25 protein-coding genes are annotated in these 26,799 nt (G+C 72.4%); 17 read left to right on the top strand and 8 right to left on the bottom strand.

Going from position 1 to position 26,799, the window contains the following annotated elements:
- Positions 1-13: 13 nt before the first annotated feature.
- The 4 genes from NAMU_RS10920 to NAMU_RS10935 form a co-directional block, all read right to left on the bottom strand.
- Positions 14-556: a YbhB/YbcL family Raf kinase inhibitor-like protein gene (locus tag NAMU_RS10920; RefSeq protein WP_015747465.1), complete on the bottom strand. Its 543-nt coding sequence runs from the start codon at positions 554-556 to the stop codon at positions 14-16.
- 114 nt (positions 557-670) lie between these two features.
- Positions 671-1,591, bottom strand: coding sequence for a serine protein kinase RIO (locus NAMU_RS10925; RefSeq protein ID WP_083786022.1), 921 nt, complete (start codon positions 1,589-1,591; stop codon positions 671-673).
- Positions 1,592-1,932: 341 nt separating this feature from the next.
- Positions 1,933-3,117 (bottom strand): acetyl-CoA C-acetyltransferase, encoded by a 1,185-nt coding sequence (locus NAMU_RS10930; RefSeq protein ID WP_015747467.1) that lies wholly within the window; start codon positions 3,115-3,117, stop codon positions 1,933-1,935.
- A gap of 227 nt (positions 3,118-3,344) precedes the next feature.
- Positions 3,345-4,052 carry a hypothetical protein gene (locus NAMU_RS10935; RefSeq protein ID WP_015747468.1) on the bottom strand — a complete coding sequence of 236 codons (708 nt, stop codon included), beginning with the start codon at positions 4,050-4,052 and terminating at the stop codon, positions 3,345-3,347.
- A 559-nt stretch (positions 4,053-4,611) separates the two neighbouring features.
- Between NAMU_RS10935 and NAMU_RS10940 the strand changes: the two genes are divergently transcribed.
- Complete coding sequence (locus tag NAMU_RS10940) at positions 4,612-6,369, top strand: proline--tRNA ligase (protein ID WP_015747469.1); 1,758 nt, start codon at positions 4,612-4,614, stop codon at positions 6,367-6,369.
- A gap of 55 nt (positions 6,370-6,424) precedes the next feature.
- On the opposite strand, the gene NAMU_RS10945 is transcribed toward NAMU_RS10940, so the two are convergent.
- Positions 6,425-6,988, bottom strand: coding sequence for a ferritin-like domain-containing protein (locus NAMU_RS10945; RefSeq protein ID WP_052307900.1), 564 nt, complete (start codon positions 6,986-6,988; stop codon positions 6,425-6,427).
- Positions 6,985-7,524 (bottom strand): hypothetical protein, encoded by a 540-nt coding sequence (locus NAMU_RS10950; RefSeq protein ID WP_015747471.1) that lies wholly within the window; start codon positions 7,522-7,524, stop codon positions 6,985-6,987. Before NAMU_RS10950 ends, NAMU_RS10945 begins: the two co-directional genes overlap by 4 nt.
- Positions 7,525-7,853: 329 nt before the next feature.
- Between NAMU_RS10950 and rimP the strand changes: the two genes are divergently transcribed.
- The 13 genes from rimP to NAMU_RS11015 all read left to right on the top strand — a co-directional run bounded on the left by rimP (position 7,854) and on the right by NAMU_RS11015 (position 21,060).
- The gene (gene rimP / locus NAMU_RS10955; protein ID WP_015747472.1) at positions 7,854-8,375 is read left to right on the top strand and encodes a ribosome maturation factor RimP; all 522 of its coding nucleotides are present in this window, start codon (positions 7,854-7,856) and stop codon (positions 8,373-8,375) included.
- A complete protein-coding gene (gene nusA / locus NAMU_RS10960) occupies positions 8,372-9,382 on the top strand; it encodes a transcription termination factor NusA (protein WP_015747473.1) in 1,011 nt (336 codons plus the stop codon). Before rimP ends, nusA begins: the two co-directional genes overlap by 4 nt.
- A gap of 95 nt (positions 9,383-9,477) precedes the next feature.
- Positions 9,478-9,897, top strand: a complete 420-nt coding sequence (locus NAMU_RS28235) for a YlxR family protein (protein ID WP_015747474.1) — start codon at positions 9,478-9,480, stop codon at positions 9,895-9,897.
- Between the two features lie 85 nt (positions 9,898-9,982).
- Positions 9,983-13,042 carry a translation initiation factor IF-2 gene (gene infB, locus NAMU_RS31745; RefSeq protein ID WP_041368743.1) on the top strand — a complete coding sequence of 1,020 codons (3,060 nt, stop codon included), beginning with the start codon at positions 9,983-9,985 and terminating at the stop codon, positions 13,040-13,042.
- Between the two features lie 82 nt (positions 13,043-13,124).
- Positions 13,125-13,439: a DUF503 domain-containing protein gene (locus NAMU_RS10975; protein WP_015747477.1), complete on the top strand. Its 315-nt coding sequence runs from the start codon at positions 13,125-13,127 to the stop codon at positions 13,437-13,439.
- Positions 13,440-13,459: 20 nt separating this feature from the next.
- Complete coding sequence (gene rbfA / locus NAMU_RS10980) at positions 13,460-14,041, top strand: 30S ribosome-binding factor RbfA (protein WP_015747478.1); 582 nt, start codon at positions 13,460-13,462, stop codon at positions 14,039-14,041.
- 185 nt (positions 14,042-14,226) lie between these two features.
- The gene (locus tag NAMU_RS10985; RefSeq protein WP_015747479.1) at positions 14,227-15,249 is read left to right on the top strand and encodes a DHH family phosphoesterase; all 1,023 of its coding nucleotides are present in this window, start codon (positions 14,227-14,229) and stop codon (positions 15,247-15,249) included.
- A gap of 112 nt (positions 15,250-15,361) precedes the next feature.
- Positions 15,362-16,030: a GntR family transcriptional regulator gene (locus NAMU_RS10990; protein ID WP_015747480.1), complete on the top strand. Its 669-nt coding sequence runs from the start codon at positions 15,362-15,364 to the stop codon at positions 16,028-16,030.
- Positions 16,027-17,487, top strand: a complete 1,461-nt coding sequence (locus NAMU_RS10995) for an MFS transporter (protein ID WP_015747481.1) — start codon at positions 16,027-16,029, stop codon at positions 17,485-17,487. Before NAMU_RS10990 ends, NAMU_RS10995 begins: the two co-directional genes overlap by 4 nt.
- The gene (gene truB, locus NAMU_RS11000; RefSeq protein WP_015747482.1) at positions 17,484-18,455 is read left to right on the top strand and encodes a tRNA pseudouridine(55) synthase TruB; all 972 of its coding nucleotides are present in this window, start codon (positions 17,484-17,486) and stop codon (positions 18,453-18,455) included. The genes NAMU_RS10995 and truB overlap by 4 nt, the downstream gene beginning before the upstream one ends.
- A 77-nt stretch (positions 18,456-18,532) precedes the next feature.
- Entirely contained in the window at positions 18,533-19,474 is a 942-nt protein-coding gene (locus NAMU_RS11005; protein ID WP_015747483.1) for a bifunctional riboflavin kinase/FAD synthetase, read from the top strand.
- A 10-nt stretch (positions 19,475-19,484) separates the two neighbouring features.
- Positions 19,485-19,730, top strand: coding sequence for a DUF2630 family protein (locus NAMU_RS11010; protein WP_015747484.1), 246 nt, complete (start codon positions 19,485-19,487; stop codon positions 19,728-19,730).
- A 64-nt stretch (positions 19,731-19,794) separates the two neighbouring features.
- A complete protein-coding gene (locus NAMU_RS11015; RefSeq protein WP_015747485.1) occupies positions 19,795-21,060 on the top strand; it encodes an SLC13 family permease in 1,266 nt (421 codons plus the stop codon).
- A gap of 21 nt (positions 21,061-21,081) precedes the next feature.
- Here the strand turns inward: NAMU_RS11015 and NAMU_RS11020 are convergent, their stop codons facing one another.
- Positions 21,082-21,609 (bottom strand): universal stress protein, encoded by a 528-nt coding sequence (locus NAMU_RS11020; RefSeq protein ID WP_015747486.1) that lies wholly within the window; start codon positions 21,607-21,609, stop codon positions 21,082-21,084.
- 20 nt (positions 21,610-21,629) lie between these two features.
- A complete protein-coding gene (locus NAMU_RS27310; RefSeq protein ID WP_015747487.1) occupies positions 21,630-22,778 on the bottom strand; it encodes an alpha/beta hydrolase in 1,149 nt (382 codons plus the stop codon).
- Positions 22,779-22,892: 114 nt separating this feature from the next.
- Between NAMU_RS27310 and NAMU_RS28885 the strand changes: the two genes are divergently transcribed.
- From NAMU_RS28885 to NAMU_RS11040, 3 genes are all read left to right on the top strand, one after another.
- Complete coding sequence (locus NAMU_RS28885) at positions 22,893-23,798, top strand: DUF4436 domain-containing protein (protein WP_169312485.1); 906 nt, start codon at positions 22,893-22,895, stop codon at positions 23,796-23,798.
- 183 nt (positions 23,799-23,981) lie between these two features.
- Positions 23,982-24,251 carry a 30S ribosomal protein S15 gene (gene rpsO, locus NAMU_RS11035; protein ID WP_015747489.1) on the top strand — a complete coding sequence of 90 codons (270 nt, stop codon included), beginning with the start codon at positions 23,982-23,984 and terminating at the stop codon, positions 24,249-24,251.
- 293 nt (positions 24,252-24,544) lie between these two features.
- Positions 24,545-26,797 carry a polyribonucleotide nucleotidyltransferase gene (locus NAMU_RS11040; RefSeq protein WP_015747490.1) on the top strand — a complete coding sequence of 751 codons (2,253 nt, stop codon included), beginning with the start codon at positions 24,545-24,547 and terminating at the stop codon, positions 26,795-26,797.
- Positions 26,798-26,799: the final 2 nt, after the last annotated feature.

The following is a 26,799-nucleotide window of genomic DNA, read 5'->3' on the forward strand; positions in this document are numbered from 1 at the left end:
CCGGACGGGCCGATCAGTAGGCGAACGTGGGGGTGATGACGGCCCGGGCCAGCGTGTGAAAGACCAGGTTGAACGCCACCACGGTGGGGCTCGCGCTCGCGTCCGGCCCGAGCGTGGGGACGTCGACCGCGTGCACGACGAAGAAGTAGCGGTGCACCTGGTCACCCGGCGGCGGGGCCGGCCCGTCGTAGCCGGCGGAGCCGAAGTCGTTGCGCACGTGGAACGCTCCGTCGGGCAGCGGGCCGCCGGCGCTGCCGGCGCCGCGCGCCAGCTCGGTCACCGAGGCCGGGATGTCGACCAGGGTCCAGTGCCAAAAGCCCGCCGGGGTCGGCGCGTCCGGATCGAAGCAGCTCACCACGAACGACTGGGTATCGGCCGGAAAGCCCGACCAGCGCAGGGCGGGCGAGAGGTTCTCGCCGCTCGGCGCGTCCGGCCCGTACCGGAACTGCGGCCCGACCTCCTGGCCGTCGGCGATGTCCGGGCTGGCGACGGTGAACGAGCCCACCTCCGGCAGCAGGGCGTACGGATCCGGGGCGACGGGTCGATCCAGGCTCACGGCGAACTCCTCGATTCCGGGACGGTCCAAGTCGGTGATCCCGCGTGCGGGCGGGCCCACCGGCATTCAACCATCCCACCGCGCGGGCCGGGCCGGGCTCAACCCAGGGCTCGGTCAGGGCAGGGCCAGTCCGCTCAGCCGCAGCGCCAGCGTCGAGGCGTCGGCCGCCAGCACGCCCCGCCGGGCGAAGAACTCGGCGATGTTGTGGCAGTCGCGGTGCAGGAAATCCGACCCCGACGGATTGGCCACCAGGTCCACCACCTGCGGCAGATCGATGAGCACGCAACGGGTGTCGTCGACGAGCACGTTGTAGGGGGACAGGTCGCCGTGGGTCAGACCGCACTGCGCCAGGACGTCCAGGGTGCCGACCAGGTCGTGCCAGAGCTCGGTGAATTCGGCCGTGCTGGCCTGCACCGCGGCCAGCCGCGGCGCCGCGGTGCCGTCCGGGTCGCCGATGAACTCCATCATCAGCTCCGAGCCGATCAGCTGCACCGGGTAGGGCACCCGGGCGCCGGCGTCCCACAGCGTGGCCAGCGCGGTGAACTCGGCCGAGGCCCACTTGCCGGCCAGCAGCTCGCGGCCGAAACCGGTCCGGGCGGCCATCGCCCGGGTCTCCCGGGACCGTCGGACCCGGCGCCCCTCCTGATAGGTCGCGTCCCGATGGAACATGCGGTGGTGCGCGTCGCGGAACGTCTTGACCGCGAGCAAGCAACCGGGTCCACCCGGTACGGCGCGCTCCAACAGGGCGACGTCGGCCTCCTTGCCGGACTTGATCACCCCCAGCCGGGTGTCCCGGGCCGAGAACGAGGTGACCAGCCAATCGGGTACCGGGGCCGGCCCGTGGGCGGCGACATCGTAGCTGGAGTAGGGACTTTCGTCGGTCGAGCCGGGCCCACCGGGCGGCGTGCCGAGGTCGATGTCCGGGCTCTGGTGGCCGGATTTGCCTTCGGCCACCACCCGGGGCGGCAGATCGGCGGGCAGCGGTGGCCGGCGGTTCCGGCGGCGGGGTTCGAGCTGGTCGAAATGGTCGTGCAGGTCGTCGGCATCGTCGAAACGATCGGGTGAATCGGGTAGGCGAAAACGGGGCACCGGAAGACTCCTGGGTGAGGTCTCCGGGGCGCAGGGAAGGATCAGGCGGACCCGGAGGAGGGAACGGGGGCGGACAGCGGCGCGAACTGCACCAGGACGGTCATCTCGTCATCCCTCCTTCCATTGGATCGACCGCAGGTCGACCGGTCGGGGACCCGGTTCGGCGATCGCGGTCAAGACTGCGACGCCCGGGCCGGATCGTCAATCGAATTACCGGCCCGACAGAAAAGGCGGCCGTCCCGGATGCTCCGGGACGGCCGCCTGCCGACTGCGTCAGGGGTGGTGGATCAGCTCGAGCGGGGCACCTCGACCAGCAGCGCGTCGCCCTGGCCGCCACCGCCGCACAGGGTGGCCACGCCGAGGCCGCCGCCGCGCCGCTGCAGCTCCAGCGCGGTGTGCAGGACCAGGCGCGCCCCGGACGCACCGATCGGGTGGCCAAGCGCGATGGCCCCGCCGTTGACGTTCACGATCTCCTCGTCCAGGCCCAGCGCCCGGGCCGACGCGATACCGACGCAGGCGAAGGCCTCGTTGATCTCGACCAGGTCCAACTCGTCCGGGGTGATGCCGGCCTTGTCGCAGGCCTTCTTGATGGCCCGGGCGGGCTTGTCCTGCAGGGTGGAGTCGGGGCCGGCGATCGAACCGTGCGCCTTGATCTCGGCGATCCAGTCCAGGCCGCGCCGCAGCGCCTCGTCCTTGTCCATGACGATGACGGCGGCCGCGCCGTCGGAGATCTGCGAGGACGAACCGGCGGTGATGGTGCCGTCCTTGCGGAACGAGGGGCGCAGCTTGGCCAGGGTCTCCACCGTGGTCTCGGCGCGGATCCCCTCGTCGGTGTCGACGACGACGTCCCCCTTGCGGCCCTTGACCACCACGGGTTCGATCTCGGCCTTGAACACCCCGGCGGCGGTGGCCGCGGCGGCCCGCTGGTGCGACCGGGCGGAGAAGGCGTCCTGCTCCGCGCGCGAGACGTAGTCCAGGTCGTTGGTCGTCTCGGTCAGCTCACCCATCGGCACGGCGGTGAACACGTCGTGCAGCCCGTCGTGGGCCAGGTGATCGACCATCGTCACGTCGCCGTACTTGAAGCCGGCCCGCGACCCCATCAGCAGGTGCGGGGCCCGGGTCATCGACTCCATGCCGCCGGCCACGATGACCTTGAACTGGCCGGCCCGGATCAGCTGGTCGGCCAGCGCGATGGCGTCCAGACCGGACAGACAGACCTTGTTGACCGTGATGGCCGGGACGTCCATCGGGATGCCGGCCTTGACCGCCGCCTGCCGGGCCGGAATCTGGCCGACGCCCGCCTGCAGCACCTCGCCCATGATCACGTACTCGACGTCGGACCCGGTCAGGCCGGCCCGCTCGATGGCGCCGCGGATCGCGACCCCGCCCAGCTCGGCCGCCGAGACCGCGGCGAGCGCACCGTTGAAGCGGCCGATCGGGGTTCGGGACCCGGCGACGATGACTGACGACATGGGAGGACCTCCGCAGGTTCCAGGTGCGCGGTGAGGCGCCACTCGGGCCACGGGACGCGCCGGCCACCGTCGCAGTTGATCTTCACAGTGCGGCGATGAGCCTTGTGCCAGCAGGCAATTGCGCCCCGCGACGGGATGTTAACGGCTCTTTTCATTGAGAGGTTAGCTCGGCGTCAGCTAACCTGCTAAGGGTGCCAATGTGACGGTCGTCACACGGCAGGCCCGTTTCAGAACGACTCGGACAGCAGGGCCTGCGCCCGGCTTTCCAGGGCCGCGGCCCGGGTCACCGCATCCGGTTCGGGGGCCCTGGACGACCCAGGGGACGACCCAGGGGTGGGCCCGGGGGTGAGCCGATCGGGGCGGCCGGGGCGGGCGAGGGGTCCGGGCTGGACCGGCAGGGCGGCGGCGCTGGGGGCCCAGCGATCGTTGTCGGGGAAGACCGCCAGGCCGACGGTGTCCGGCGCCCCGGAGGTGGGGCTCTGGCAGACGTGGGGGGAGTGCGCGGTCAGCGGCACGGCCCGGGCGATGACCGAGGCCACGACCCGACCGTCGGAATGCAACGTGGACAGGTCGACGGCGTGCAACCAGCGGGTCAGCCCGCATGGCCCGCACAGCAGGCCGTCGGCGGTCATCTCCAGGCGGACCGCGCTGCCGTCGGGACGCGCGATGGTGGCCACGCCGTCCTGGATGCGGATGTCGTCGACGGTCAGGTCGGCGATCTCGGTGAAGGGCAGGCCGGCGTGCCGCCAGAGCACCAGCAGGGCCCGGTCGCGCCGGCCGACCCAGCCGGCCGTCCAGCCGTGCGACGGCAGCGCGCGCAGGGCGGCCTCGACCGAACGGGTCTGCGGGCGGTGAACCGGTGGGGCGGCATTGGCGGGCGGTGCGGACCGGGGCAGCGGAATGGAGCGGCGTAGGGCACTACCAGTCGTCGGCATGGCGTCCTCAACAGTCGGCACATCCGGAAAGGGCGGGAACGGCGAGCCCCTTTGAATAGGTTAGCTGAATTCCAGCTAACGGCAGGATGAACGCCGTGTGATGCGCCACATGCCCGGCCGGGTCCGTGCCGGGCCGGCGACCCGGCACCGCCCCATCCGTCCCCACAATGCGCCAGAGCTCCTGTGCGGCAGCATGTTTGGCCCGTGAATCGGAGGCTGGGGCCAGCCGCCCGGACAGCCGGTGACAGTCCGGTGGTTTCCCCCCGATTGCCCGGGGTCGATCCGAGATCGGCCGACGGGCCGTCGATGTCGCCGATTCCCGGCAATCGGAATTGGTCACCGATTCGGGTGGATCGGCGCCGGCGTCGTCGTGATCGGTGTTGCTGACCGTCACCGGCGCCCGGTGCCACTGGCCCGGACGGGCGACGCCCACGACGCGGTGAGACGGCCGGCACGAGGCGGCCGGGGTCCGGATAGGCTGGCCCGCGCGCCGCGCCGGACCGGCCGGGGCGTGAAGGTCAGTGATGAACGGGCTGAAGAGCCAGTCGAGGAGCCAGCAGTGATCACACGGCTGTCCACCCTGTTCCTGCGCACCCTGCGGGAGGACCCGGCGGATGCGGAGGTGCCCAGCCATCGGTTGCTGGTGCGCGCCGGTTACATCCGGCGGGCGGCGCCGGGCATCTATACCTGGTTGCCGCTGGGCTACCGGGTGCTGCGCAACGTGGAGCGCATCGTCCGCGAGGAGATGGACGCGATCGGCGCGCAGGAGGTGCACTTCCCGGCCCTGCTGCCGCGGGAGCCCTACGAGGCGACCGGCCGCTGGACCGAGTACGGCGACAACCTGTTCCGGCTCCAGGACCGCAAGCAGGGCGACTACCTGCTCGGGCCCACCCACGAGGAGATGTTCACCCTCCTGGTCAAGGACATGTACTCGTCCTACAAGGGTCTGCCGCTCTCGCTCTACCAGATCCAGACCAAGTACCGGGACGAGGCCCGGCCCCGGGCCGGCATCCTGCGCGGTCGCGAGTTCGTGATGAAGGACTCCTATTCCTTCGACCTGGACGACGCCGGGCTGGCGGCCTCCTACCAGCGGCATCGGGACGCCTACATCCGGATCTTCGACCGGCTCGGCCTGCGGTACGTCATCGTCGCCGCCATGTCTGGCGCGATGGGCGGGTCGGCCTCCGAGGAGTTCCTGGCCGACTGCGTCAACGGCGAGGACACCTACGTCCGCTCACCGGCCGGCTACGCGGCCAACGTGGAGGCGGTCACCACCCCGGTGCCGGCGGCCATCCCGCTGACGGACCAGCCGGCCGCCCACGTCGAGGACACCCCCGACACACCGACCATCGACACCCTGGTCGCGCACAGCAACGCCGCCCACCCCCGGGCCGACCGGCCGTGGACGGGTGCGGACACCCTCAAGAACGTGCTGGTGATGCTGCGGAACCCGGACGGATCGCGCGAGCCGCTGGCCATCGGGTTGCCCGGCGACCGGGAGGTCGACCTCAAGCGGCTCGAGGCGCAGGTCGCGCCGGCCGAGGTCGAGCCGTTCGACGAGGTCGAGTTCGCCAAGCACCCGTCGCTGGTCAAGGGCTACATCGGGCCGGGCGTGCTCGGCTCGACCGGCACCTCTGGCATCCGCTACCTACTCGACCCGCGGGTGGTGCCCGGAACCGCGTGGATCACCGGCGCGAACGAGCCGGGCCGGCACGTCTACGACCTGGTCGCGGGCCGCGACTTCACCGCCGACGGCACCGTCGAGGCCGCCGAGGTGCGCGAGGGTGACCAGTCGCCCGACGGATCCGGACCGCTGACCCTGGCCCGGGGCATCGAGATGGGCCACATCTTCCAGTTGGGCCGCAAGTACGCGCAGGCGCTGGGCCTGCAGGTGCTGGACGAGAACGGCAAGCTGGTCACCGTCACCATGGGCTCCTACGGCATCGGCGTGTCCCGGGCCGTCGCCGCCATCGCCGAGTCGTCCTACGACGACAAGGGGCTGATCTGGCCGCGGGAGGTCGCGCCGGCCGACGTGCACGTGGTGATCGCCGGCAAGTCGGCCGAGATCGTGGACACCGCGGAGCTCATCGCGGCCGGCCTGGACGCCGCCGGGATCACGGTCATGCTGGACGACCGGAATGCCTCGGTCGGGGTCAAGTTCGCCGATGCCGAGCTGATCGGGGTGCCGACCATCTGTGTGGTCGGCCGGGGCGTGGCCAACGGAGTCGTCGAGGTGCGCGACCGGGCGAGCGGGGACAAGACCGAGGTGCCGCTGGTCGAGGTCGTCGAGCAGTTGCGAGCCCGCGTCCGCGGCTGACCGCCGGCCGGCCCCGGCCGGCGTGGCGCGCACCGGGTGGGGCGGGCCGGCCGGCTCAGGGCTGGCCGGGGAAGGCGATCGTCGGCGGGTTGATGCCGGCGATCTGCTTCCACATGGCCAGGCGCACGGCCGCCTCGGACAGCCCGGTCAGGGCGAACCCACGGACCTCGGCGTCGTCGGAGGAGCCGATGACCACCCGCCAGGCGGCGGCCACGCCGGATTCGATGTCCTGGGCGAGCTGCCAGGCCGAGTTCTGGTCCTGGACGTCCACCGCGACCTGGTAGGCGGCGGCCGGTTCGGGCGCGCTGGCCCCGGCCGCGGTCAGCCGGGCGGCGGTGGCGTCGCGACGCAGCAGGTGACCTGAACGGGCGTCGGCGATCATGGCCGACTGGTCCCGCGCGTGGGCGGCGACCAGCGCATAGGCCCAGACGGCGGCCTGCTCGGCCACCAGGGCGGCCTGCATCGCGGTCTGCGCGTCCGGCCCCAACGGGCCCGGCGGCGGGGTGCTGACCGGCGTGCTCAGTGGGGAGAGCGAGGAGGACGGCGAGGCCCCGGCCGAGCCGGGCGCCGCGCCGGACCCCGAACTGGGCGGGGTCGGGGTCGGGGTGGGGGAGGTCATGCGAGCACCGCCCGGTGGCTGGCCAACGACGCGGCGATCGAGCCGTACAGGGCGGCCCGGTAGCGGGACGCGGTCGAGATGGCGTCGGTGAACTGGACCTGCGCGGTCGCGGTGTCCCCGCGCACCGCCGAGACGATCGCCTGCGGCGTCCCGGGCAGGGCGACCGCGCCGGAGACCGGGGCGCCGGTGGCGGCGGCGGTGGCGTTCGGATCGCCCGGATTGCTGCGGGCGTACTCGGCGGTCAACGCGTCCAGGTGCTGCTGGCGGTCGTCCCGCAGCGGCTGCAGCTTGGCGGCATCGGCCTGGTCGGCGGCGATCGCGGCGTCCAGGCGCAGCAGGTGCAACCGGGTGGTGGCGATCAACCCGTTGATCGGGTCCAGGGCCGACGGATTGAGGTCGACGGTGGGCGTCGGCGGGTCGTCGGAGCCGAAATAGTTGCAGCCGGCGATCGAGGACAGCACCGCGGCGGCGCCGACGGTACCGGCGCCGAGCAGGAGTGCACGCCGGGACAGCGGCGTGCCGGGAGCGGATGACACCCCGCCATCATGTCAGCCGCGCGAGGATTCTCCGCCCTCGGACGTGCGCGGACGAACGGCCACATCACATCGACGGGGCGGCGTCGAGGTGATCCGGCGGGACATCCGCGCGCCCCGGCGCGGCCGATGGCACGACCGGATCGCACGGGACCGATAGGCTTTCGCACTGACCGCCGGACCGCTCGGGCGCGGGGCGCGGGGTGTTCCTTCACAACTGCACACCGCGACCGACCGCGCCGGCTGTGGCGCCGGCAATGGCTGTCGGGCCGAACGGTCGGCCCACCGGCCGGCAGTGGGCTCGACTCGGTGGGCAGAAAATGGAGGCGGCGATGGTGGACGGCGACGAGGGCCGGCTGCGAGCGGTCGTCACCGAGGTGACGGCGGCCCGGGGCTACGACCTGGAAGAACTGGCGGTGCGGTCGATCGGCCGGCGCCGGGTGGTGCGGGTGGTGGTGGACAGCGACGACGGCGTCTCGCTGGACGACGCCGCGGAGGTCAGCCGGGAGATTTCCGAGCGACTGGACGGCCCGGACGACCCGATGGGCGAGCACCCCTACACGTTGGAAGTGACCAGCCCGGGCGTGGGCCGGCCGCTGCGCGAGCCGCGCCACTTCCGCCGGGCCCGCGGCCGGCTGCTGGTGGTCACCACCGAGCAGGGCCCGGTCACCGGGCACCTGCTGCGCGCGAGCGACACCGGCATCGAGCTGGCCCTGGCCCCGGACAAGAAGGGCGTGGTCACGGTCGTCGAGCTGCCGTTGACCGCGATCGCCACGGCCAAGGTCGAGGTCGAGTTCTCCGCGCCGCCCGCGGCCGTGCAGGAGCTGCTGGACAAGGAAGGGGTCGGCCGATGAACGTCGACATTGCCGCACTGCGGGCGGTCGAGAAGGAAAAGGGCATCGACTTCAACTCGTTGATCGACACCCTGGAGACGGCGCTGCTGACCGCCTACCGGCACACCCAGGGACACGCCGGGCACGCCCGGGTGCAGATCGACCGCAAGACCGGCGGGATCCGGGTCTGGGCCCAGGAGACCGACGACTCCGGCGAGATCGTGCGCGAATGGGACGACACCCCGGAGGACTTCGGCCGGATCGCCGCGACCACCGCCCGCCAGGTCATCCTGCAGCGGCTGCGGGACGTGGACAACGAACGCACCTTCGGCGACTTCGCCGGCCGCGAGCACGACCTGATCACCGGCACCATCTCGGCCGACGCGAAGGTCAACGCGCGCGGTGTGGTCGTGGTCAGCCTGGGCGAGGGCAAGAACGCGGTGGAGGGCATCATCCCGGCCGCCGAACAGGTGCCGGGGGAGTCCTACCCGCATGGCCAGCGGCTGCGCTGCTACGTCGTCTCGGTCGCCCGCGGGCTGCGCGGGCCGCAGATCACCCTGTCCCGCACGCACCCGAATCTGGTCCGCAAGTTGTTCGCCCTCGAGGTGCCCGAGATCGCCGACGGCTCGGTGGAGATCACTGCGGTGGCCCGCGAGGCCGGTCACCGGTCCAAGATTGCGGTGCGGCCGGCGGTGGCCGGGGTCAACGCCAAGGGTGCCTGTATCGGCCCGATGGGCGCGCGGGTCCGTGCTGTGATGAGCGAACTCAACGGCGAGAAGATCGACATCATCGACTACGACGAGGACCCGGCCACGTTCGTGGGCAACGCGCTCTCGCCGGCGCGGGCGCTGTCCACCACGGTGATCGACCCGGTGGCCAAGGCCGCCCGGGTGGTGGTCCCGGACTTCCAGTTGTCCCTGGCCATTGGCAAGGAGGGGCAGAACGCCCGGCTCGCCGCCCGGCTCACCGGTTGGCGGATCGACATCCGCAGCGACGCCGCCCCGGACCCGGCCGGCGAGGGTCGATGAGGGTGGTGCCGGGGGATCGCGTCGACCCGGCATCGACCCGGCGCCGACCGGGCGTCGGACCGGTCCGAACGGTCGCGGAAAGGCGGTAGACTTCAATGTTGGCCCGTCTGTCTTCGTCGACTGCCCCTGCACCTGCGCTCTCCGGCCCCCCGGGACCGGTCCGCACGTGCGTCGGTTGCCGGCGCCGGCAACGAGCCAGTGATCTACTGCGCGTCGTGGCCGTCGACGGGGTCCTCATCCCCGATACTCGGCACCGCCTCCCCGGACGGGGAGCGTGGTTGCACCCAGAGGTTGGGTGCCTCGATCTGGCAGAGCGCCGTCGGGCGTTCGGTCGGGCCCTGCGGGCCTCCGAGCACCTGGACACCAGTAAGGTCCGAACGCTCCTCGATTCCGGGGAGTGGCGCGGACCAGCCGATCGGACCGGCCCGGATCTCGGGTCCCGGCCCGATCACGGGAAACGATCGACAAGCCGCCTGGAACAGAAAGCAGGTCGACCCAACGTGAGCACGCCGTGAAGCAGCAATGAGCAGCACCCGGCACATCGACTAAGAGGACGAGCGCGGCCTGAAACGCCCGCCCGCCCTCACCGTGAGGAGAGCAGTGGCAGGCAAGGCCCGTGTACATGAGCTCGCAAAAGAGCTCGGCAAGACCAGCAAAGAGATCATGGCGAAGCTCCAGGACCTCGGAGAGTTCGTCAAGTCCCCGTCCTCGACCATCGAAGCCCCGGTCGTGCGCAAGTTGCGCGACGCCTTCCCGGCGACTCCGCCGAAGGGTGCCGCCGCGGCCAACGGTTCCAGTGGATCGACCTCGTCGCGTCCGGCTCAGCCGGGCCGACCCGGCGGCACTCCCGGACGTCCAGCTGCGGCCGCCGCTCCGGCGGCCAGCTCCACGCCCGCGTCGCCGGCCCCGGCCGGTGTGACCCCGCGTCCGGCCACCCCGGCGGCGCCGACCGCCCGTCCGGCGACGCCGGCCCCCCCGGTGGCCCCGGCCGCCGAGGCAGCGACCCAGTTCGTGGCCCCGCCGGCCCGGACCGCGCCCAGCAGTTCGCCCGGACCGCGGACCGCACCGGCTCCGGCCGCCGCGGCCCGGCCCGCGCCGGCCGCTGCGGCCCGGCCGGCCGAGGCGGCGCCCGCGCCGGCCTCGTCGGCCACCGAGACCGCCGCACCGGCGGCTCGGCGTCCGCAGTCGGGCACCCCGGGGGCCCCGCCGGCCGCCGCTCGCCCGGCCGCATCGGCGGCTCCGGCCGCCCGCCAGGGTGGGACGGCTCCGGCCGCCCGGCCCGACGGCGTGCCCGGCGCGCCCCGTCCGGCTCGTCCGGCCGGCGGCGTTCCCGGCGCTCCCCGGCCGCCGCGGATGGGCAACAACCCCTTCGGCGTGCAGCAGCCGCGTAATGCCCCGCCGCGTCCCGGCGGCGTGCCGGGCGCGCCCCGACCGCCGATGGGTCGCCCCGGTGGCGCTCCCGGTGCTCCGGGTGCCCGTCCCGGCACGCCGGGCGGTCGTCCCGGCGGTGCGCCCGGAGCCGGACCCCGTCCGGGTACTCCGGGTGGTCGTCCCGGCGCCGGCGCGCGTCCGGGTGGTGCCCCCGGTGGGTACCGCGGTGGTCCCGGTGGCGGCACCGGCGGTCCCGGAGGCGGCGGCGGTGGATACCGCGGCGGTCCCGGTGGCGGCACCGGTGGTCCCGCCGGTGGCGGCGGTGGTCGTCCCGGTGGCGGTGGCGGCGGTCGTGGTCGCGGCGGTGCCGCGGGTGCGTTCGGTCGGCAGGGCGGCCCGGCTCGCAAGGGTCGCAAGTCCAAGAAGCAGCGCCGTCAGGAATTCGACAACATGCAGGCCCCGTCGATCGGTGGCGTGGCCCTGCCGCGTGGCAACGGATCGACGATCCGGCTGGCCCGCGGCTCGTCGCTGGCCGACTTCGCCGACAAGATCGATGCCAACCCGGCCTCGATGGTGCAGGCGCTGTTCCACCTGGGCGAGATGGTCACCGCCACCCAGTCGGTGTCCGACGACATCCTGGAGCTGCTCGGCTCCGAGATGGGCTACCAGGTCGAGATCGTCTCGCCGGACGACGAGGACCGTGAGCTGCTGGAATCCTTCGACCTCACCTACGGCGAGGACGAGGGCGACGAGAGCGATCTGGTCGTCCGGCCGCCGGTGGTCACCGTCATGGGTCACGTCGACCACGGCAAGACCAAGTTGCTCGACGCCATCCGCAACACCCACGTGGTGGACAAGGAAGCCGGTGGCATCACCCAGCACATCGGCGCCTACCAGGTCGCCACGCACCTGGGCGACGAGGAACGGCTGATCACCTTCATCGACACCCCGGGTCACGAGGCGTTCACCGCCATGCGGGCCCGTGGTTCGCAGTCCACGGACATCGTGGTGCTGGTGGTCGCGGCCGACGACGGCGTGATGCCGCAGACGGTCGAGGCGATCAACCACGCCAAGGCCGCGGACGTGCCGATCGTGGTGGCGATCAACAAGATCGACAAGGAGGGGGCCAACCCCGACAAGATCCGCCAGCAGCTCACCGAATACGGGCTGGTCGCCGAGGAGTACGGCGGCGACACCATGTTCGTGGAGATCTCGGCCAAGGCCATGATCAACATCGACGGCCTGCTCGAGGCCGTCCTGTTGACCGCGGATGCGGCCCTGGACCTGCGGGCGAACCCGAACATGAACGCCGAGGGTGTGGCCATCGAGGCCCACCTGGACCGGGGTCGCGGCGCGGTCGCGACCGTCCTGGTCCAGCGCGGCACGCTGCGGGTCGGCGACTCGATCGTCGCCGGCAACGCGTATGGCCGGGTCCGGGCCATGCTCGGCGATCACGGCGAGCAGGTGGCCGAGGCCACCCCGTCGCGTCCGGTGCAGGTGCTCGGGTTCACCTCGGTGCCCGGCGCCGGCGACTCGTTCATGGTCGTCGAGGAGGACCGCGTCGCCCGGCAGATCGCCGAGCGGCGGCAGGCCCGAGCCCGCAAGGCGCAGATCGGCAACCGTCGCCGCATCTCGCTGGAGGACTTCGGCAAGGCCCTGGCCGAGCAGAAGATCGAGCAGCTCACGCTGATCATCAAGGGTGACAACTCCGGCACCGTGGAGGCGCTGGAGGACTCGCTGCTCAAGCTGGACGTGGGCGAGGAGGTCGACCTGCGGGTGGTGCACCGTGGCGTCGGCGGCATCACCCAGGACGACATCAACCTGGCCGCCACCACCGACGCCATCGTCATCGGCTTCAACGTCAAGCCGGTTCGAGGCGTGCAGGAGCTGGCCGACCGCGAGGGTGTCGACATCCGCTACTACACGGTCATCTACCAGGCCATCGACGAGGTGGAAGCGGCGCTCAAGGGCCTGCTCAAGCCCGAGTTCGAAGAGGTCCAGACCGGGTCGGCGGAGATCCGGGAGATCTTCCGGTCCTCCAAGTTCGGCAACATCGCCGGCTGCATCGTGCGCAACGGCGAGATTCGCCGCAACGCCCGGGCCCGGCTGCTCCGTGGTGGTGTCGTGCTCAACGACAACCTGCAGATCGATTCGCTGCGCCGGTTCAAGGACGATGTCACCGAGGTCCGCGAGGGCTTCGAATGCGGCATCGGCCTGGGCTCGTGGAACAACATCGAGCTGGAGGACACCATCGAGACCTACGAGGTCCGGGAGAAGCCGCGAAGCTGACGCACCCGCCCCACTTGAGATTGATCATGGCGAACTCTGCTCGACACGCCGGCAACACGCCGGCCCGGCGGCAGAGTTCGCCATGATCAACCGGGATGGGGCGGTCTACGTCGGCGTCCTGGAGTGCGACGTGCTGCTCGGCGCCGTCGGTTCGCTCAAGCAGAAGCGGGCCATCATCCGGCCGGTGCTGGCCCGGTTGCGGCGGTTGGACGTCGCCGCCACCGAGGCCGGCGATCCGGACCGGCATCGCCGGGCCCTGATCGCGATCGCTACCGTGGCCGGCGACCCCGCTGCGGTGCAGCGGGTGCTGGACACCTGCGAACGACAGATCGTCGGTGAGGTTGAGTTCGAGGTGCTGTCCACCCGGCGACGGGTGGTCGGTGCGCACGACGAATAGTTCCGACAAGGAGAACGACCATGGTGGACACCGCCCGGGCCCGTCGGCTGGCCAAGCGCATCGTCAGCATCGTGGCCACCCAGATCCAGCACGAGGTGAAGGATCCGCGGCTGGACATGGTGACGATCACCGCTGCGACCGTGACCCCCGATCTGCGGGAGGCCACCGTCTACTACACCGTCTACGGCGACGACGACGTGGTCGCCGCGGCCGGGGCCGGACTGGCCAGCGCGACCGGGGTCCTGCGGTCCGCGGTCGGCGCCCAGACCGGCATCAAGTTCACCCCGACCCTGGAGTTCCGGCTGGACGCGGTGCCGGCCAACGCGCATCGGATCGACGAGTTGCTGGCTGCCGCCCGGGACGCGGACGCCCGGGTCGCACAGCAGGCGGCCGGGGCGCGGTACGCCGGCGACGCCGACCCGTACAAGGCGCCCCGTACTCCAGAAGAGATCGAAGCAGACGAGATTGATGCGGACGAGATCGATGCGGACGAGATCGATGCGGACGAGTCCGACCTGAGCGAGTCGGACGGGCTCGATCATCCGGCGACGCCGGGCCGCGCCAGTGACCCGGCGCCGGTGCCGGGCGAGCGAGTACCGTAATCATGCGCCGGCATGGGAGCCGGCAAACGGTCGATTCCGCGCGGGCGCACCGGTCACGGTGAGTCAGCAGGGTCGGCCGAACCGACTGCACTGTGGGCCGGCCCTCGGGCCGGTCACCGACTTCCGGAGGCGCCGTGACGGACACCCGCACGATCCGCAACCGCACTCGCGGGGGACGCGTGCGCATGTCCGCGACGACGGCTGACCTGCCGACCGGGCCGACCGAACCGGGGGCCGACGGATCGGCCCGGGACATGGACGTGGCCGCCGGGCTGCTGGCCGCGGCCCGCTCGGTGGTGCTGGTCGCCCACGTGCATCCCGACGCGGACGCCCTGGGCAGCGCCTTGGCCCTGGGTCTGGGTCTGGCCCGCCGCGGCACGCAGGTCAAGGTCTCCTTCGCCGAGCCGGACACGGTCCCCGAATCGCTGCGCCACCTGCCCGGGATGGCCCTGGTCGTCGATCCCGACGAGCTGGTCGCCGACGGCTCGGACATGTTCGTCAGCCTGGACGTGGGCTCCCGGGAACGGCTCGGCTCGCTGGTGCGGGTGCTGGATGCCTGCCCGATGAGCCTGGTCATCGACCACCACGCGTCCAACGCCCGGTTCGGCCGGTACAACCTGATCGACGTCGGCGCCGAGGCCACGGCGGTGCTCGTCGCCCGCCTGCTGGACCGGCTGGGCATCCCCATCGACCGGGACATCGCCGAGAACCTGTACGCCGGACTGGCCACCGACACCGGCCACTTCCGGCACGCCGACGCCGACGTGCACCGGCTGGCCGCTCGCCTGATCGACTGCGGGGTGCGTCCGGTCGACGTGCTGCACCCGATCACCGACTCGCACCCGTTCGGCTGGCTGGGGATGCTGTCCCGCGTGCTGGACGGCGCCGGTCTGGTCCCGGACGCGGCCGGCGGCGGTGGCCTGGTCTACGCGATCATCGACGACGCCGTCCGGGACGGCCTGCGGCAGGAAGAGCTGGACTCGGTCATCGACATCCTGCGCACCGCCCAGGAGGCCGAGGTGGCCACCGTGATCAAGCAGACCGGTCCGGACGCCTGGCAGGTCTCGCTGCGCTCGCGCAGCAGCGTCGACGTCGCCGCCGCGGCCGCCGCCCTGGGCGGCGGCGGGCACGTGCGCTCGGCCGGCTTTTCCCATGTCGGCACCGCGATGCAGGCCGTCACCCGGCTGTGCGAGGTCCTGGACCGTTAGCGGCCCGAAGGCCGGCCGCCGGGAGACGGGACGTTTGACCCTGGCGTGACCCTGGTCACGCCCGCTCGCAGTACTGGAACCTGCCGGCGTGGGCACGCATCATAGATACATCATGGATACAACCGGCCAACCCTCTGCCGCCGACCGCGCCTACGACCATGTCCGCCACGGCATCCTGAGCTGCCGCTACGCCGACAACGAACTGCTCGCCGAGGGCAGCATCGCCGCCGAGACCGGGGTGTCCCGCACCCCGGTGCGCGAGGCGCTGCTCCGGCTCGAGGCGGAGGGCATGATCCGGCTGCTGCCCAAGCGGGGTGCCCTGGTGCTCCCGGTCACCGCCCAGGAATGGCGGGACGTGGTGTCCACCCGGCTGCTGGTCGAGGCGCACTGCACCCGCTCGGTCATCGAGTCCGGCCGCGGCCCCGCGGTCGCCCGGGCGCTGGAGGTGCCGCTGGCCGATCTGCGCGCCGCCGCCCAGGCGCTGGACGTGCCGGCCTACGTCACCGCCGACCGCACCTTCCACGCGACGATCGTCGCGGCCGAGGGCAACCTGATCCTGATCCGCCTGTACGGCTCCCTGCGCGACCGGCAGCTGCGGATGGGTGCGGCCAATCTGGCCGGGCCCGACGGTGAGCTGGACGCGGTGCGGATGCGCACCACGGTGGCCGACCACGAGGCGATCGCCGCCGCCATCGCCCACGAGGACGGCGCGCTGGCCGAGCACCTGACCCGGGAACACCTGCGGCACGCCGACCGCGCCCTGCGGGGGGTGCGCGCATGAACCGCCTGCGGGCCGGCTGGCGTTGGCTGGCCCAGCGCCCCCTGATCATCTGGTTCGCGGCCGTCGGCTGCTACCTGCTCGCCGTCTTCCACCGCACCTCGCTCGGCGTCGCCGGTCCGCTGGCCGCCCAACGGCTGGATCTGTCCGCCGGTCAGCTGAGCAGCTTCGTCATGCTGCAGCTGGGCGTGTACGCGGCCATGCAGGTGCCCGCCGGCATCCTGATCGACCGGTTCGGTCCGCGCCGGATGCTGCTGACCGCCACCTTGATCATGGGCTCGGCCCAGGTGCTGTTCTCGCTGGTGCACAGCTACCCGCTGGCCCTGCTGGCCCGGGGCCTGCTCGGCGTCGGCGACGCGATGACCTACATCTCGGTGCTGCGGCTGGTCGCCGGCTGGTTCCCGGCTCGCCGCTACCCGATGATGGTCGGCCTGACCAGCCTGACCGGGATGCTGGGCAACGTGGTGGCCACCGTGCCGCTGACCCTGATGCTCACCGATCTGGGCTGGGGCCCGACCTTCGCCATCGCCGGCGGGCTGTCCCTGGGCTACGCCCTGCTGTTGCTGCGCCCGGCGGTGGCCGCCCCCTACCGCGAGGCGGAGAGCGCGGCCGGCCCGATGGGTGGTCGCGAGGTGCTGGCCCAGGTCAAGCACGCGTGGACGCTGCCGGCCGGCCGGCTCGGCTTCTGGATCCACCTGTCGACGATGGCCGGGCCGACCGTGTTCGCCGTGCTCTGGGGTTACCCGTACCTGACCCAGGCCCTGGGCTACTCGCCCGGGGTGGCCTCCTCGCTGCTGATGCTGCTGGTCTTCGGCGGCCTGATCGGCAACCTGATGCTCGGACCGGTCATCGCCCGGCGCCCGTTCATCCGCGGCTGGCTCGCGCTGATCGTGGCCGGGCTGTGCCTGACCGGCTGGCTGGTGCTGATCGGCTGGCCCAACGGGCAGCCGCCGGTGGCCGTGGTCGTCGCTGTCATCTGCGTCTTCTCCGTCGGCGGACCGGCCTCGGGCATCGGGTTCATGCTGGCCCGGGACTACAACCCGCGGCATCGCATCTCCACCGCGACCGGTCTGGTCAACGTCGGCGGCTTCTGCGGCGCCGTGGTCATGGTGTTCGCGGTCGGCCAGATCCTGGACCTGGTCGAGCCGGGGGCCGTCACCCACACCGCGGCCGCCTACCGGTGGGCGTTCGGCGCGATCGCGCTGCTCACCGCGTTCGGCATTGCCCGGATGATCACCTGGATCCTGCGTACCCGGGTCCACGTGCTGCGGGCCGCGGCCCGCGGGGAAGATGTCCCGGTGGAGATCGTGCCCCATCGCTGGGACCTGCTGGACACCGGAGAATTCCGCCTGGTCACCGGGACCAAGCCCGGCGAGGTGCGGTTCGAGGACCTGAGCCGCCGACCGGTGGTCGACCCCTCGACCGACCAGCGACCCGCGCCCGTGCGGCGCGAGCCGTGACCGGCCCCGCCCGCCCGGAACGCCGCTCGGTCCAGCTGCCGCCCGGCGGCGGGCTGCTGCTGGTCGACAAGCCGGCCGGCTGCACCTCGCACGATGTCGTCGGCCGGGTCCGGCGGGTGCTCGGCCTGCGCCGGGTCGGCCACGCCGGGACCCTGGACCCGATGGCCACCGGCCTGCTGGTGATCGCCGTGGACCGGGCCACCAAGCTGCTGGGCCACCTGGCCCTGACCGACAAGACCTACCTGGCCACCATCCGGCTCGGGATCAGCACCGACTCCGACGACGCCGACGGCGACGTGGTCGCGACCGCCGACCCGGCCCGGGTCGCCGCGGTGGACGACCGGCAGCTCGAAGACGGCATCGCCGCCTTGACCGGCGAGCTGATGCAGGTGCCCAGCGCCGTGTCGGCGATCAAGGTCGACGGCCGCCGGGCCTACGACCGGGTCCGCGCCGGCGAGCAGGTGGCCCTGGCCGCCCGGCCGGTCACCGTGAGCCGCTTCGCCCGCACCGGCCCGGCGCGCCGCGGCCCGGCGGGGATCGACGTGGACGTGGTCGTCGACGCCAGCACCGGCACCTACGTGCGTTCGCTGGCCCGCGACCTGGGCGCCGCGCTGGGCGTGGGCGGCCACCTGACCGCGTTGCGCCGGACCCGGGTCGGGCCGTTCACCGTCGCCGACGCCGTCGACGTGTACGCCGGTCCACCGGCGGAGCGGCCGGCGGTCACCGACGCGCTGGTGGCCGCGGTGTCCGGCGCCCTGCTGCCGGCGGCCGACGCGGTCCGGCGGGCGTTCCCGGTCCACACCGTCGACGACCGGCAGGCCGTCGACCTCGGCCACGGCCGGCGCATCCCCGCCGCGGGCCTGCCCGGCACCTACGCCGCGTTCGATCGCAGTGGCGCGCTCATCGCCCTGGCCTGCGACGACGGCGCCCAGGCCCGGTCGGTCTTCGGCTGGCACAGCCCGGCCTGAGCGCGCCCACCCCGACCGGATCCGCCGGTCTCGTCCCGGCTCACACCGCGCCGCAGGAAGGTGGCAGGCTGTCGGCCGTGGAACGGTGGCGTGGCGTCGACGAGATCCCCCCGAACTGGGGCCGGTGCGTGGTGACCATCGGCGTGTTCGACGGGGTGCACCGCGGACATCAGGCGCTGATCGGCGAGGCGGTGCGGGTCGGCCGCGAGCACGGATTGCCGACCGTGCTGATGACCTTCGACCCGCATCCGGCGGAGGTGGTCCGTCCCGGCAGCCATCCGGCGATGCTGGTCACCCTGCGTCGGCGGGCCGAGCTGATCGCCGAGCAGGGCGTGGACGCCCTGCTGGTCCTGCCGTTCACCCCGGCCCTGTCCCAGGTCAGCGCGGAGGAGTTCGTGCACGACGTGCTGGTCGACCGGCTGCACGCCGCGCACGTGGTGGTGGGGGAGAACTTCCGGTTCGGTCACCGCGGCGCCGGTTCGGTCGACCTGCTGCGGGAGCTGGGTCCCCGGTTCGGCTTCGCCGTGCACGGGATCACCCTGGTGCCGGGACCGGACGAGGTCACCGTCAGCTCCACCTATGTGCGGGCCTGCGTCGGCGCCGGGGACATGGTCGCCGCGACCGCGGCGCTGGGCCGCCCGCACCGGGTCGAGGGCTTCGTCGTGCACGGGGAGGGCCGCGGCGGCGCGCAGCTGGGCTATCCCACGGCCAACCTGGACGTCGCCGAACACGCCGCGATCCCGGCCGACGGCATCTACGCCGGCTGGTTCGTACTGGGCACCCGGCGGTCCCCGCTGGCCGTCTCCATCGGCACCAACCCCACGTTTTCCGGGCGCGAGCGCACGGTCGAAGGATTCGTCATCGACGAGGGTGGGAATTTCTACGGCCGGCGGGTCGCGTTCGACTTCGTCGAACGGCTGCGCGACACCGTCAAGTTCGACTCGGTGGACGCGCTGATCGCCCAGATCGACACGGACGTGGCTCGCACCAGGCAGGTGCTGGGCTGGGACGAGCAGTAGGGAGACCGTGGTGGACGAGCATTCGATCCTGACCCAGATCACGACCCTGGTGGACCAGGAGCACGAGCTGCGCACCCAGTTCCAGCGGGGGGAGCTGACCGGCGACTCCGAACGGGAGCAGCTGGCCGCGCTGGAGGGGGCCCTGGACCAGTGCTGGGACCTGCTGCGCCAGCGACGGGCCCGGCGCGAGTTCGGGCAGAACACCGACGACGTGCAGGTGCGCAGCGTCGAGCAGGTCGAGAACTACCGGCAGTGAGGATTTCTCGGTTCCGCCGGGCCGGCGGACGCTGTGTCGACGGACGCTGGGCCGACGGACGCTGATGTCGCCGATCCTGGCCACCGTCATCGGTGTGCTGTTGCTGCTGGCCGTCCTGGGTTTTTCCATCGCCCGGCCCAAGGGCCTGCCGGAGGCCGTCGCCGCCGTCCCGGCCGCCGGCCTGGCCCTGCTGCTCGGCCTGATCAGCCCGGCGCAGGCGCTCTCCGGTGTCGAGACCCTGGGGCCGACCATCGGGTTCCTGGCCGCCATCCTGGTCATCGCGCACCTGGCCGACGAAGACGGGGTGTTCCGCTGGATCGGCGGCCTGCTGGTGGCCGGCAGCCGGGGCAGTGCGCAGCGCCTGCTCACCCTGGTCTTCGTGGTCGCCTCGCTGACCACGGCGCTGCTGTCGCTGGATGCCACCGTGGTCCTGCTGACCCCGGTGCTGCTCGGCGCGGTGCGCCGGCTGCAGGTCAGTGCCGCCCCGCCGGTCTACGCGGCGGCGCACCTGTCCAACACCGCCTCGTTGCTGTTGCCGGTGTCGAACCTGACCAACCTGCTGGCCTTCCACGCCTCGGGGCTGACCTTCGTCGGGTTCGCCGGGCTGATGGCCGGGCCGTGGGTGGCGGCGATCGTCGTCGAGTACGTGATCTTTCGGTGGATGTTCGCCGGTGACCTGGCCCCCTCGCACGACAGCCCGGCCGGCCGGACCGCCGACCCCGACCCGCAGCCGGCGCCGACCGGGTCGCTGATCCTGCTCGGGGCGATCCTGGTCGCGGTGTTCGGCTCGTCCGCCTTCGGGGTCGAACCGGTGTGGGTGGCCGGGCTCGGCGCACTGGTCTGGGCGATCTGGGATCTGGCCCGCCGGCGGGTGCGGGCCGGTGCGCTGCTGACCGCGCTCAACCCGTGGTTCCTGGTCTTCGTCGCCGCGCTGGCCGTCGTCGTCCAGGCCGCCATCGGGCACGGGCTCCAGGACGGGCTGGCCGCCGTGCTCCCGGTCGGGGACGGCATCGGCCAGCTGATCCTGCTCGCGGTCATCGCCGCGGTGCTGGCCAACCTGATCAACAACCTGCCGGCCACCCTGGTCATGCTGGCCGCGCTGGGCGCCAGCCCGGCGGCCGCGGCCGTGCTGGCCGTGCTGATCGGGGTGAACATCGGACCGAACCTGACCTACGCCGGCTCGCTGGCCACCATGCTGTGGCGGCGGATCCTGCACGAGAAGGGTCACGGCCCGTCGCTGCGCCGGTTCACCCTGCTCGGCCTGGCCACGGTCGGGCCCGCCCTGCTGGCCGCGGTGCTGGCGCTGTGGCTGGGGCACAGCCTGGTCTGAGCCCCGGCTCGGCCGCGCTCGTCAGTGCGGCGGGTGCGGGGGTGGCGGCGGCTGGTGGCCGGGCGGCGGGGGCGGCGGGATCGTGCCGACCCCGGGCGCGCGCTCGGGCCAGACCAGCAGCACCGGGCACGGGCTGTGGTCGACGACGAACCGGGTGGCCGGACCGAGCGAGCGGGGCCCGAGCCGGCTGCGGTCGCCGTCGCGGGCCAGGACCAGCAGGTCGGCGCCCTCGGCGGCGGCCACCACCTCCCGTTCCAAGCGGCCGTGCCGGCTGACCATCTCGGCCGGCCGGCCGAGCCGGTGCCGGGCGGCGTCGAGTACCTCGGTCGAGGAGGCCGACAGCTGCTCGTCGATGCCGGAGCCGCCCGAGTAGCGGCGTCCCAGCAGGCCGGCGAAGGCGCCCTTGGCCACCTCGCCGACGTCGTCGGCGACCACGTGCACCAGGGTGACCTCGGCCGCCTCGGGGGCGATCGTCCGGGCCTGGTCGACGGCGGCTTCCCACACGCCGTCGGCCACCCACACCAGGACCTTCATGACGCCGGCATTCATGAGGCCGCCCTTCCCGGCCGTCAGTGGCCGGCGGAACTCGCGTGATGCTGCGGGACCGGATTCTGACCGATCTCGTGATCACCCACGGGTCGCGACGCGACCGGGTCGACCGCGCCGTGACCGACCGTATCCCGAGCCTGCGGCGGGGTCGAGGGGACCGCCCCGGGCAGCGGGCGGGTGGCCCGCTCGGGTGCCGAGGTGGGGTACAGCGCCAGCCGTTGCTCGGCGCACATCTCGGCCAGCGCCTGCCGGACGGTGCCGCGAATGACCGACGGGAAGCTGAAGTAGCCGTGCGGCATGCCGACGTACTCGGTGAGCCGAACCTGGTTACCGGCCTGCTGCAGGGCCCGGGCGTAGCGGATGCCGTCGTCGCGCAGCGGGTCGTACTCGGCGACCTGGATCAACGCGGGCGGCAGCCCGGCCAGGTCCGGCGCCAGGATCGGCGAGGCCATCGGATTGTCGGCGTCGCCGTCGGGCCCCAGGTACTGGTCGCGGAAGGTCATCATGATGGCCGAGGACAGGATGGGCCAGTCGCCCCGGGCCGGCGCGGCCGCGTCGAAGTCCTCGGGGGTGCGCAGGTCGGTGGCCGGGTAGATCAGCGACTGGTGGGCGATGGCCGGCCCGCCGCGGTCCCGGAAGACCTGGCAGGCCACGGCGGCCAGGTTGCCGCCGGCGCTGTCGCCCATCAGGGCGATCCGGGAGGTGTCCGCGCCGAGCTCGTCGCCGTGGGTGGCCACCCAGGTCACGGCGGCCAGGCTGTCCAGAACGGCGGTAGGGAACCGGTACACCGGGGCCAGCCGGTAGTCAACCGACACCACGACGGCGCCGACGCCCAGGCAGACCTGGCTGCACAGCCAGTCCGAATGGTCCAGGGCGCCCAAGGCCCACCCGCCGCCGTGGAAGTAGATGACCACGGGGCTGTCGGCCGGTTGCGTGGCCGCGCGATAGATGCGGATCGGCACTCGTTCGCCGTCCTGCTCGATCACCCGGTCCTGGGTCACCACGCCCTTGGCCAGCTTGCCGGTGACCCCGGTGGTCAGCTTGCCGTGGCTGGCCAACAGTTCCTGCGCCCGGACGATCTGTTCGGGGGTCTTGGTGTCCACCGATCCACCCGGCGTGTGTGCGAACAGCCAGGCGAACGCCCGCACCCGTCGATCCAGCTTGCCCATACCGGTCCCTACTCGTCAGTAACTTATGGCTCCATTGTGCCAGCGACGGCCCGGCGATGCCCGGAAAGCGGCCCGATCAGAGGGTCGGCGATGGTGCGGGTCACAATGCAGCCCATGCCCACTCCGGCCGATCCGCTCACCGGCCCGGCCATCGACCCCGCCTCCGGGCGGCGGCGGGCCCGGCTGCGGGCCGGCGCCCGGGTGGTGGCCGCGGTGGCCGTGGTGGTCGCGCTCTACGTCGCGCTGGTCGTCACCTACGCGCTCAGCGACGCGGCCACCGTGGACCGTAAGGCCGTGCCCCGGCCGGACGGCGGGGTGGCCGTCATCCTCACCGCGCGCACCATCACCGCGGCCGCCGGCACCATGCGGGTCGACGTCGCCATCGATCCGGATCCGTCGCTGCTCGGGTCCGACGGTTACCCGAGCCGGCCCATCACCGTCGCGGTGGACCCGACCGAGGAGGACGCCGACCTGGTCTTCGAGGCGGACCGGCGGCCCCAGGCCCGCCAGCTCACGGTGCTCTTCGACGGCGACATCCAGGACTGGCCGTTCGACCGGTACACCGGCTCGCTCACCGCGACGGTCACCGTGGGGCAGGGGGCCGACGCCGTCCTTGTCGATTCGGTGATCGAGCTGGACGGCTCGGTGCAGGGCTGGGACCTGGCCGAATCCGCGGACCCGCAGGCGCCCGACCTGCTGGTCGACGTCAGCTTCCACCGCTCGTCGGCCATCATGTTGTTCGGCCTGACCCTGGTGCTGGTGCTGATCCTGCTGCCGGTGGCCTGCTGGATCGTGCAGGTTCGGCTCTACCGGGACCGCCGGCTGTTCGAGGCGGGCATGCTGGGCTGGACCGCGGCGCTGTTGTTCGCCACCATTCCCATCCGCAACTTCTTCCCCGGCTCACCGCCGCCGGGGTCGTGGGTGGACGTGCTGGTGGTGCTGTGGGTGGTGGTGGCGTTGGCGGCGGCCCTGTTCGTCGGCGTCGCCGCCTGGATCCGCAGCCCGCGCCCGTCGCCGTGATCGCCGGGGGTCGGGCTGTATCCGGGTCCAGGTCCGGGTCCGGGTCCGGGTCCGACCGTCGGCGCTGATAGACTGGTCGACTGGGTCCGGCTGCAGTCCGTGGCGGCCGGCACCGTCATCCCCCCGGCGAAGGTAGTCCGGAGCGGGCCGAGCACGGGACAAGAACCAGTAGGAGCACCAGACGTGGCGTTGACCGCCGAGCAGAAGAAGGAAATCCTCGCCGAGTACGGCCTGCACGAGAGCGACACCGGTTCGCCCGAGGCGCAGGTTGCGATGCTCTCGAAGCGGATCGCCGATCTGACCGACCACCTCAAGCAGCACAAGCACGACCACCACACCCGCCGCGGCCTGATGGGCCTGGTCGGCCGGCGGCGTCGGCTGCTGCGTTACCTGCAGCAGGTCGACATCACCCGCTACCGCTCGCTGATCGAGCGGCTCGGGCTGCGTCGATAGCATCATCTCGGCCACCGGGCCGCCGCGTTGGCGGCCCGGGCGCCGAGTCCAACTGAATACCCCACACCAGGGCCACTCACCTGTTCGTACGGCGCCGTCGTCATCGCGACGCTCCCTCGGCCGGTCCTCGGTAGTGGCCACCGGAACACGACCCCGCCCCGCGGGCGGGCCGTGGGTCCGGCGGCTTCGATCGAAGGCCGGCATCTTCCGGCGAGCGCGCACGCCGTCGTCTCGCACCCGAGTGGCCCCCAGCACCGGTCCGGCGTCGCCGCGACCGGCAACCAAGGAGCCACATGTCAGATCCGACCACCACCAGCGCCACCGCCGTCCTGGACAACGGCTCGTTCGGGACCCGCACGGTCCGGTTCGAGACCGGCCGGCTGGCCCAGCAGGCCGCCGGCGCCGTCGCCGCCTACCTGGACGACGACACCATGCTGTTGTCGGCCACCAGCGTCGGCAAGCATCCGAAAGAGCAGTTCGACTTCTTCCCGCTCACGATCGACGTCGAGGAGCGGATGTACGCGGCCGGGCGCATCCCCGGATCCTTCTTCCGCCGCGAGGGCCGTCCGTCCGAGGACGCGATCCTGACCTGCCGGCTGATCGACCGCCCGCTGCGCCCCACCTTCACCAACGGGCTGCGCAACGAGGTCCAGGTCGTCATCACCGTGATGGCGCTGAACCCGGACGACCTGTACGACGTGCTGGCCATCAACGCCGCGTCGGCGTCCACCCAGATCTCCGGTCTGCCGTTCTCCGGCCCCGTCGCCGGCGTCCGCGTGGCCCTCATCGACGGCCAGTGGGTCGCCTTCCCGCGGCACTCCGAGCTGGAGCGGGCGGTGTTCGACATGGTGGTCGCCGGCCGGCTGGCCGGTGATGATGTCGCGATCATGATGGTCGAGGCCGAGGCCACCACCGCCACCGTCGGCCTGGTCGCCGGCGGCGCCGTCGCGCCGACCGAGGAGGTCGTCGCCGAGGGTCTGGAGGCGGCCAAGCCGTTCCTGCGGGTGCTGTGCCAGGCGCAGAACGAGCTGGCCGGCAAGTCGGCCAAGCCGGTCGCCGAGTTCCCGCTCTTCCCGGCCTACCAGGAAGACGCCTTCGCGGCCGTCGAGAACGTGGCCTCCGACGAGCTGGCCCAGGCGCTGACCATCGCCGGCAAGCAGGACCGCGACGCCGCCGTGGACGCGGTCAAGGCCCGGGTCTACGAGCAGCTCTCGGCGACCTTCGCCGGCCGGGAGTCCGAGCTGGGCAACGCGTTCCGCTCGGTGACCAAGAAGCTGGTCCGCCAGCGGGTGCTCAAGGACAAGGTCCGCATCGACGGCCGTGGCCTGACCGACATCCGCACCCTGGGCGCCGAGGTCGGCTACCTGCCGCGGGTGCACGGGAGCGCGCTGTTCGAGCGGGGCGAGACCCAGATCCTGGGCGTCACCACGCTGAACATGCTCCGGATGGAGCAGCAGCTGGACACGCTGGCGCCGGAGAACCGCAAGCGCTACATGCACAACTACAACTTCCCGCCCTACTCGACCGGTGAGACCGGCCGGGTCGGCTCGCCCAAGCGGCGCGAGATCGGGCACGGCGCCCTGGCCGAGCGGGCCCTGGTGCCCGTGCTGCCCACCCGCGAGGAGTTCCCCTACGCCATCCGGCAGGTCTCCGAGGCGCTGGGCTCCAACGGCTCCACCTCGATGGGCTCGGTCTGTGCCTCGACCCTGTCCCTGCTGAACGCGGGCGTGCCGCTGAAGGCGGCCGTGGCCGGCATCGCCATGGGCCTGGTGTCCGACACCGTCACCGCCGAGGACGGCACCTCGTCGGTGCAGTACGTCGCGCTGACCGACATCCTGGGCGCCGAGGACGCGTTCGGCGACATGGACTTCAAGGTCGCCGGCACCCGGCAGTTCGTCACCGCGCTGCAGCTGGACACCAAGCTGGACGGCATCCCGTCCGAGGTCCTGCGCGGTGCGCTGGTGCAGGCCCGGGACGCCCGGTTCACCATCCTGGACGTCATGCACGAGGCGATCGACGCGCCGGACCCGATGAGCGAGAACGCCCCGCGGATCACCACCATCAAGGTGCCGGTCGACAAGATCGGCGAGGTGATCGGGCCGAAGGGCAAGATGATCAACTCGATCACCGAGCAGACCGGCGCGGACATCGCGATCGAGGACGACGGCACGATCTTCGTGTCCGGGCCGGACGGCGGCGCCGTGCAGGCCGCGATCGACATCATCAACTCGATCGCCAACCCGCAGCTGCCCAAGGTCGGCGAGCGCTTCCTGGGCACCGTGGTCAAGACCACTGCCTTCGGCGCCTTCGTCTCGCTGCTCCCGGGTCGCGACGGCCTGGTGCACATCTCCAAGCTGGGCAGCGGCAAGCGGATCGCCAAGGTCGAGGACGTGGTCAACGTCGGCGACAAGCTGCAGGTCGAGATCGTCGAGATCGACGCCCGCGGCAAGATCAGCCTGGTCCCGGTCAAGGCCGACGACCCGGCGGACGCGCCGGCTCCGGCCGATTCGGCTCCGGTGGCCGAGCCCGAGCCCGCGCAGGTCTGACC

It is taken from the genome of Nakamurella multipartita DSM 44233 (assembly GCF_000024365.1).
In the GTDB taxonomy this organism is placed as follows: Bacteria; Actinomycetota; Actinomycetes; order Mycobacteriales; family Nakamurellaceae; genus Nakamurella; species Nakamurella multipartita.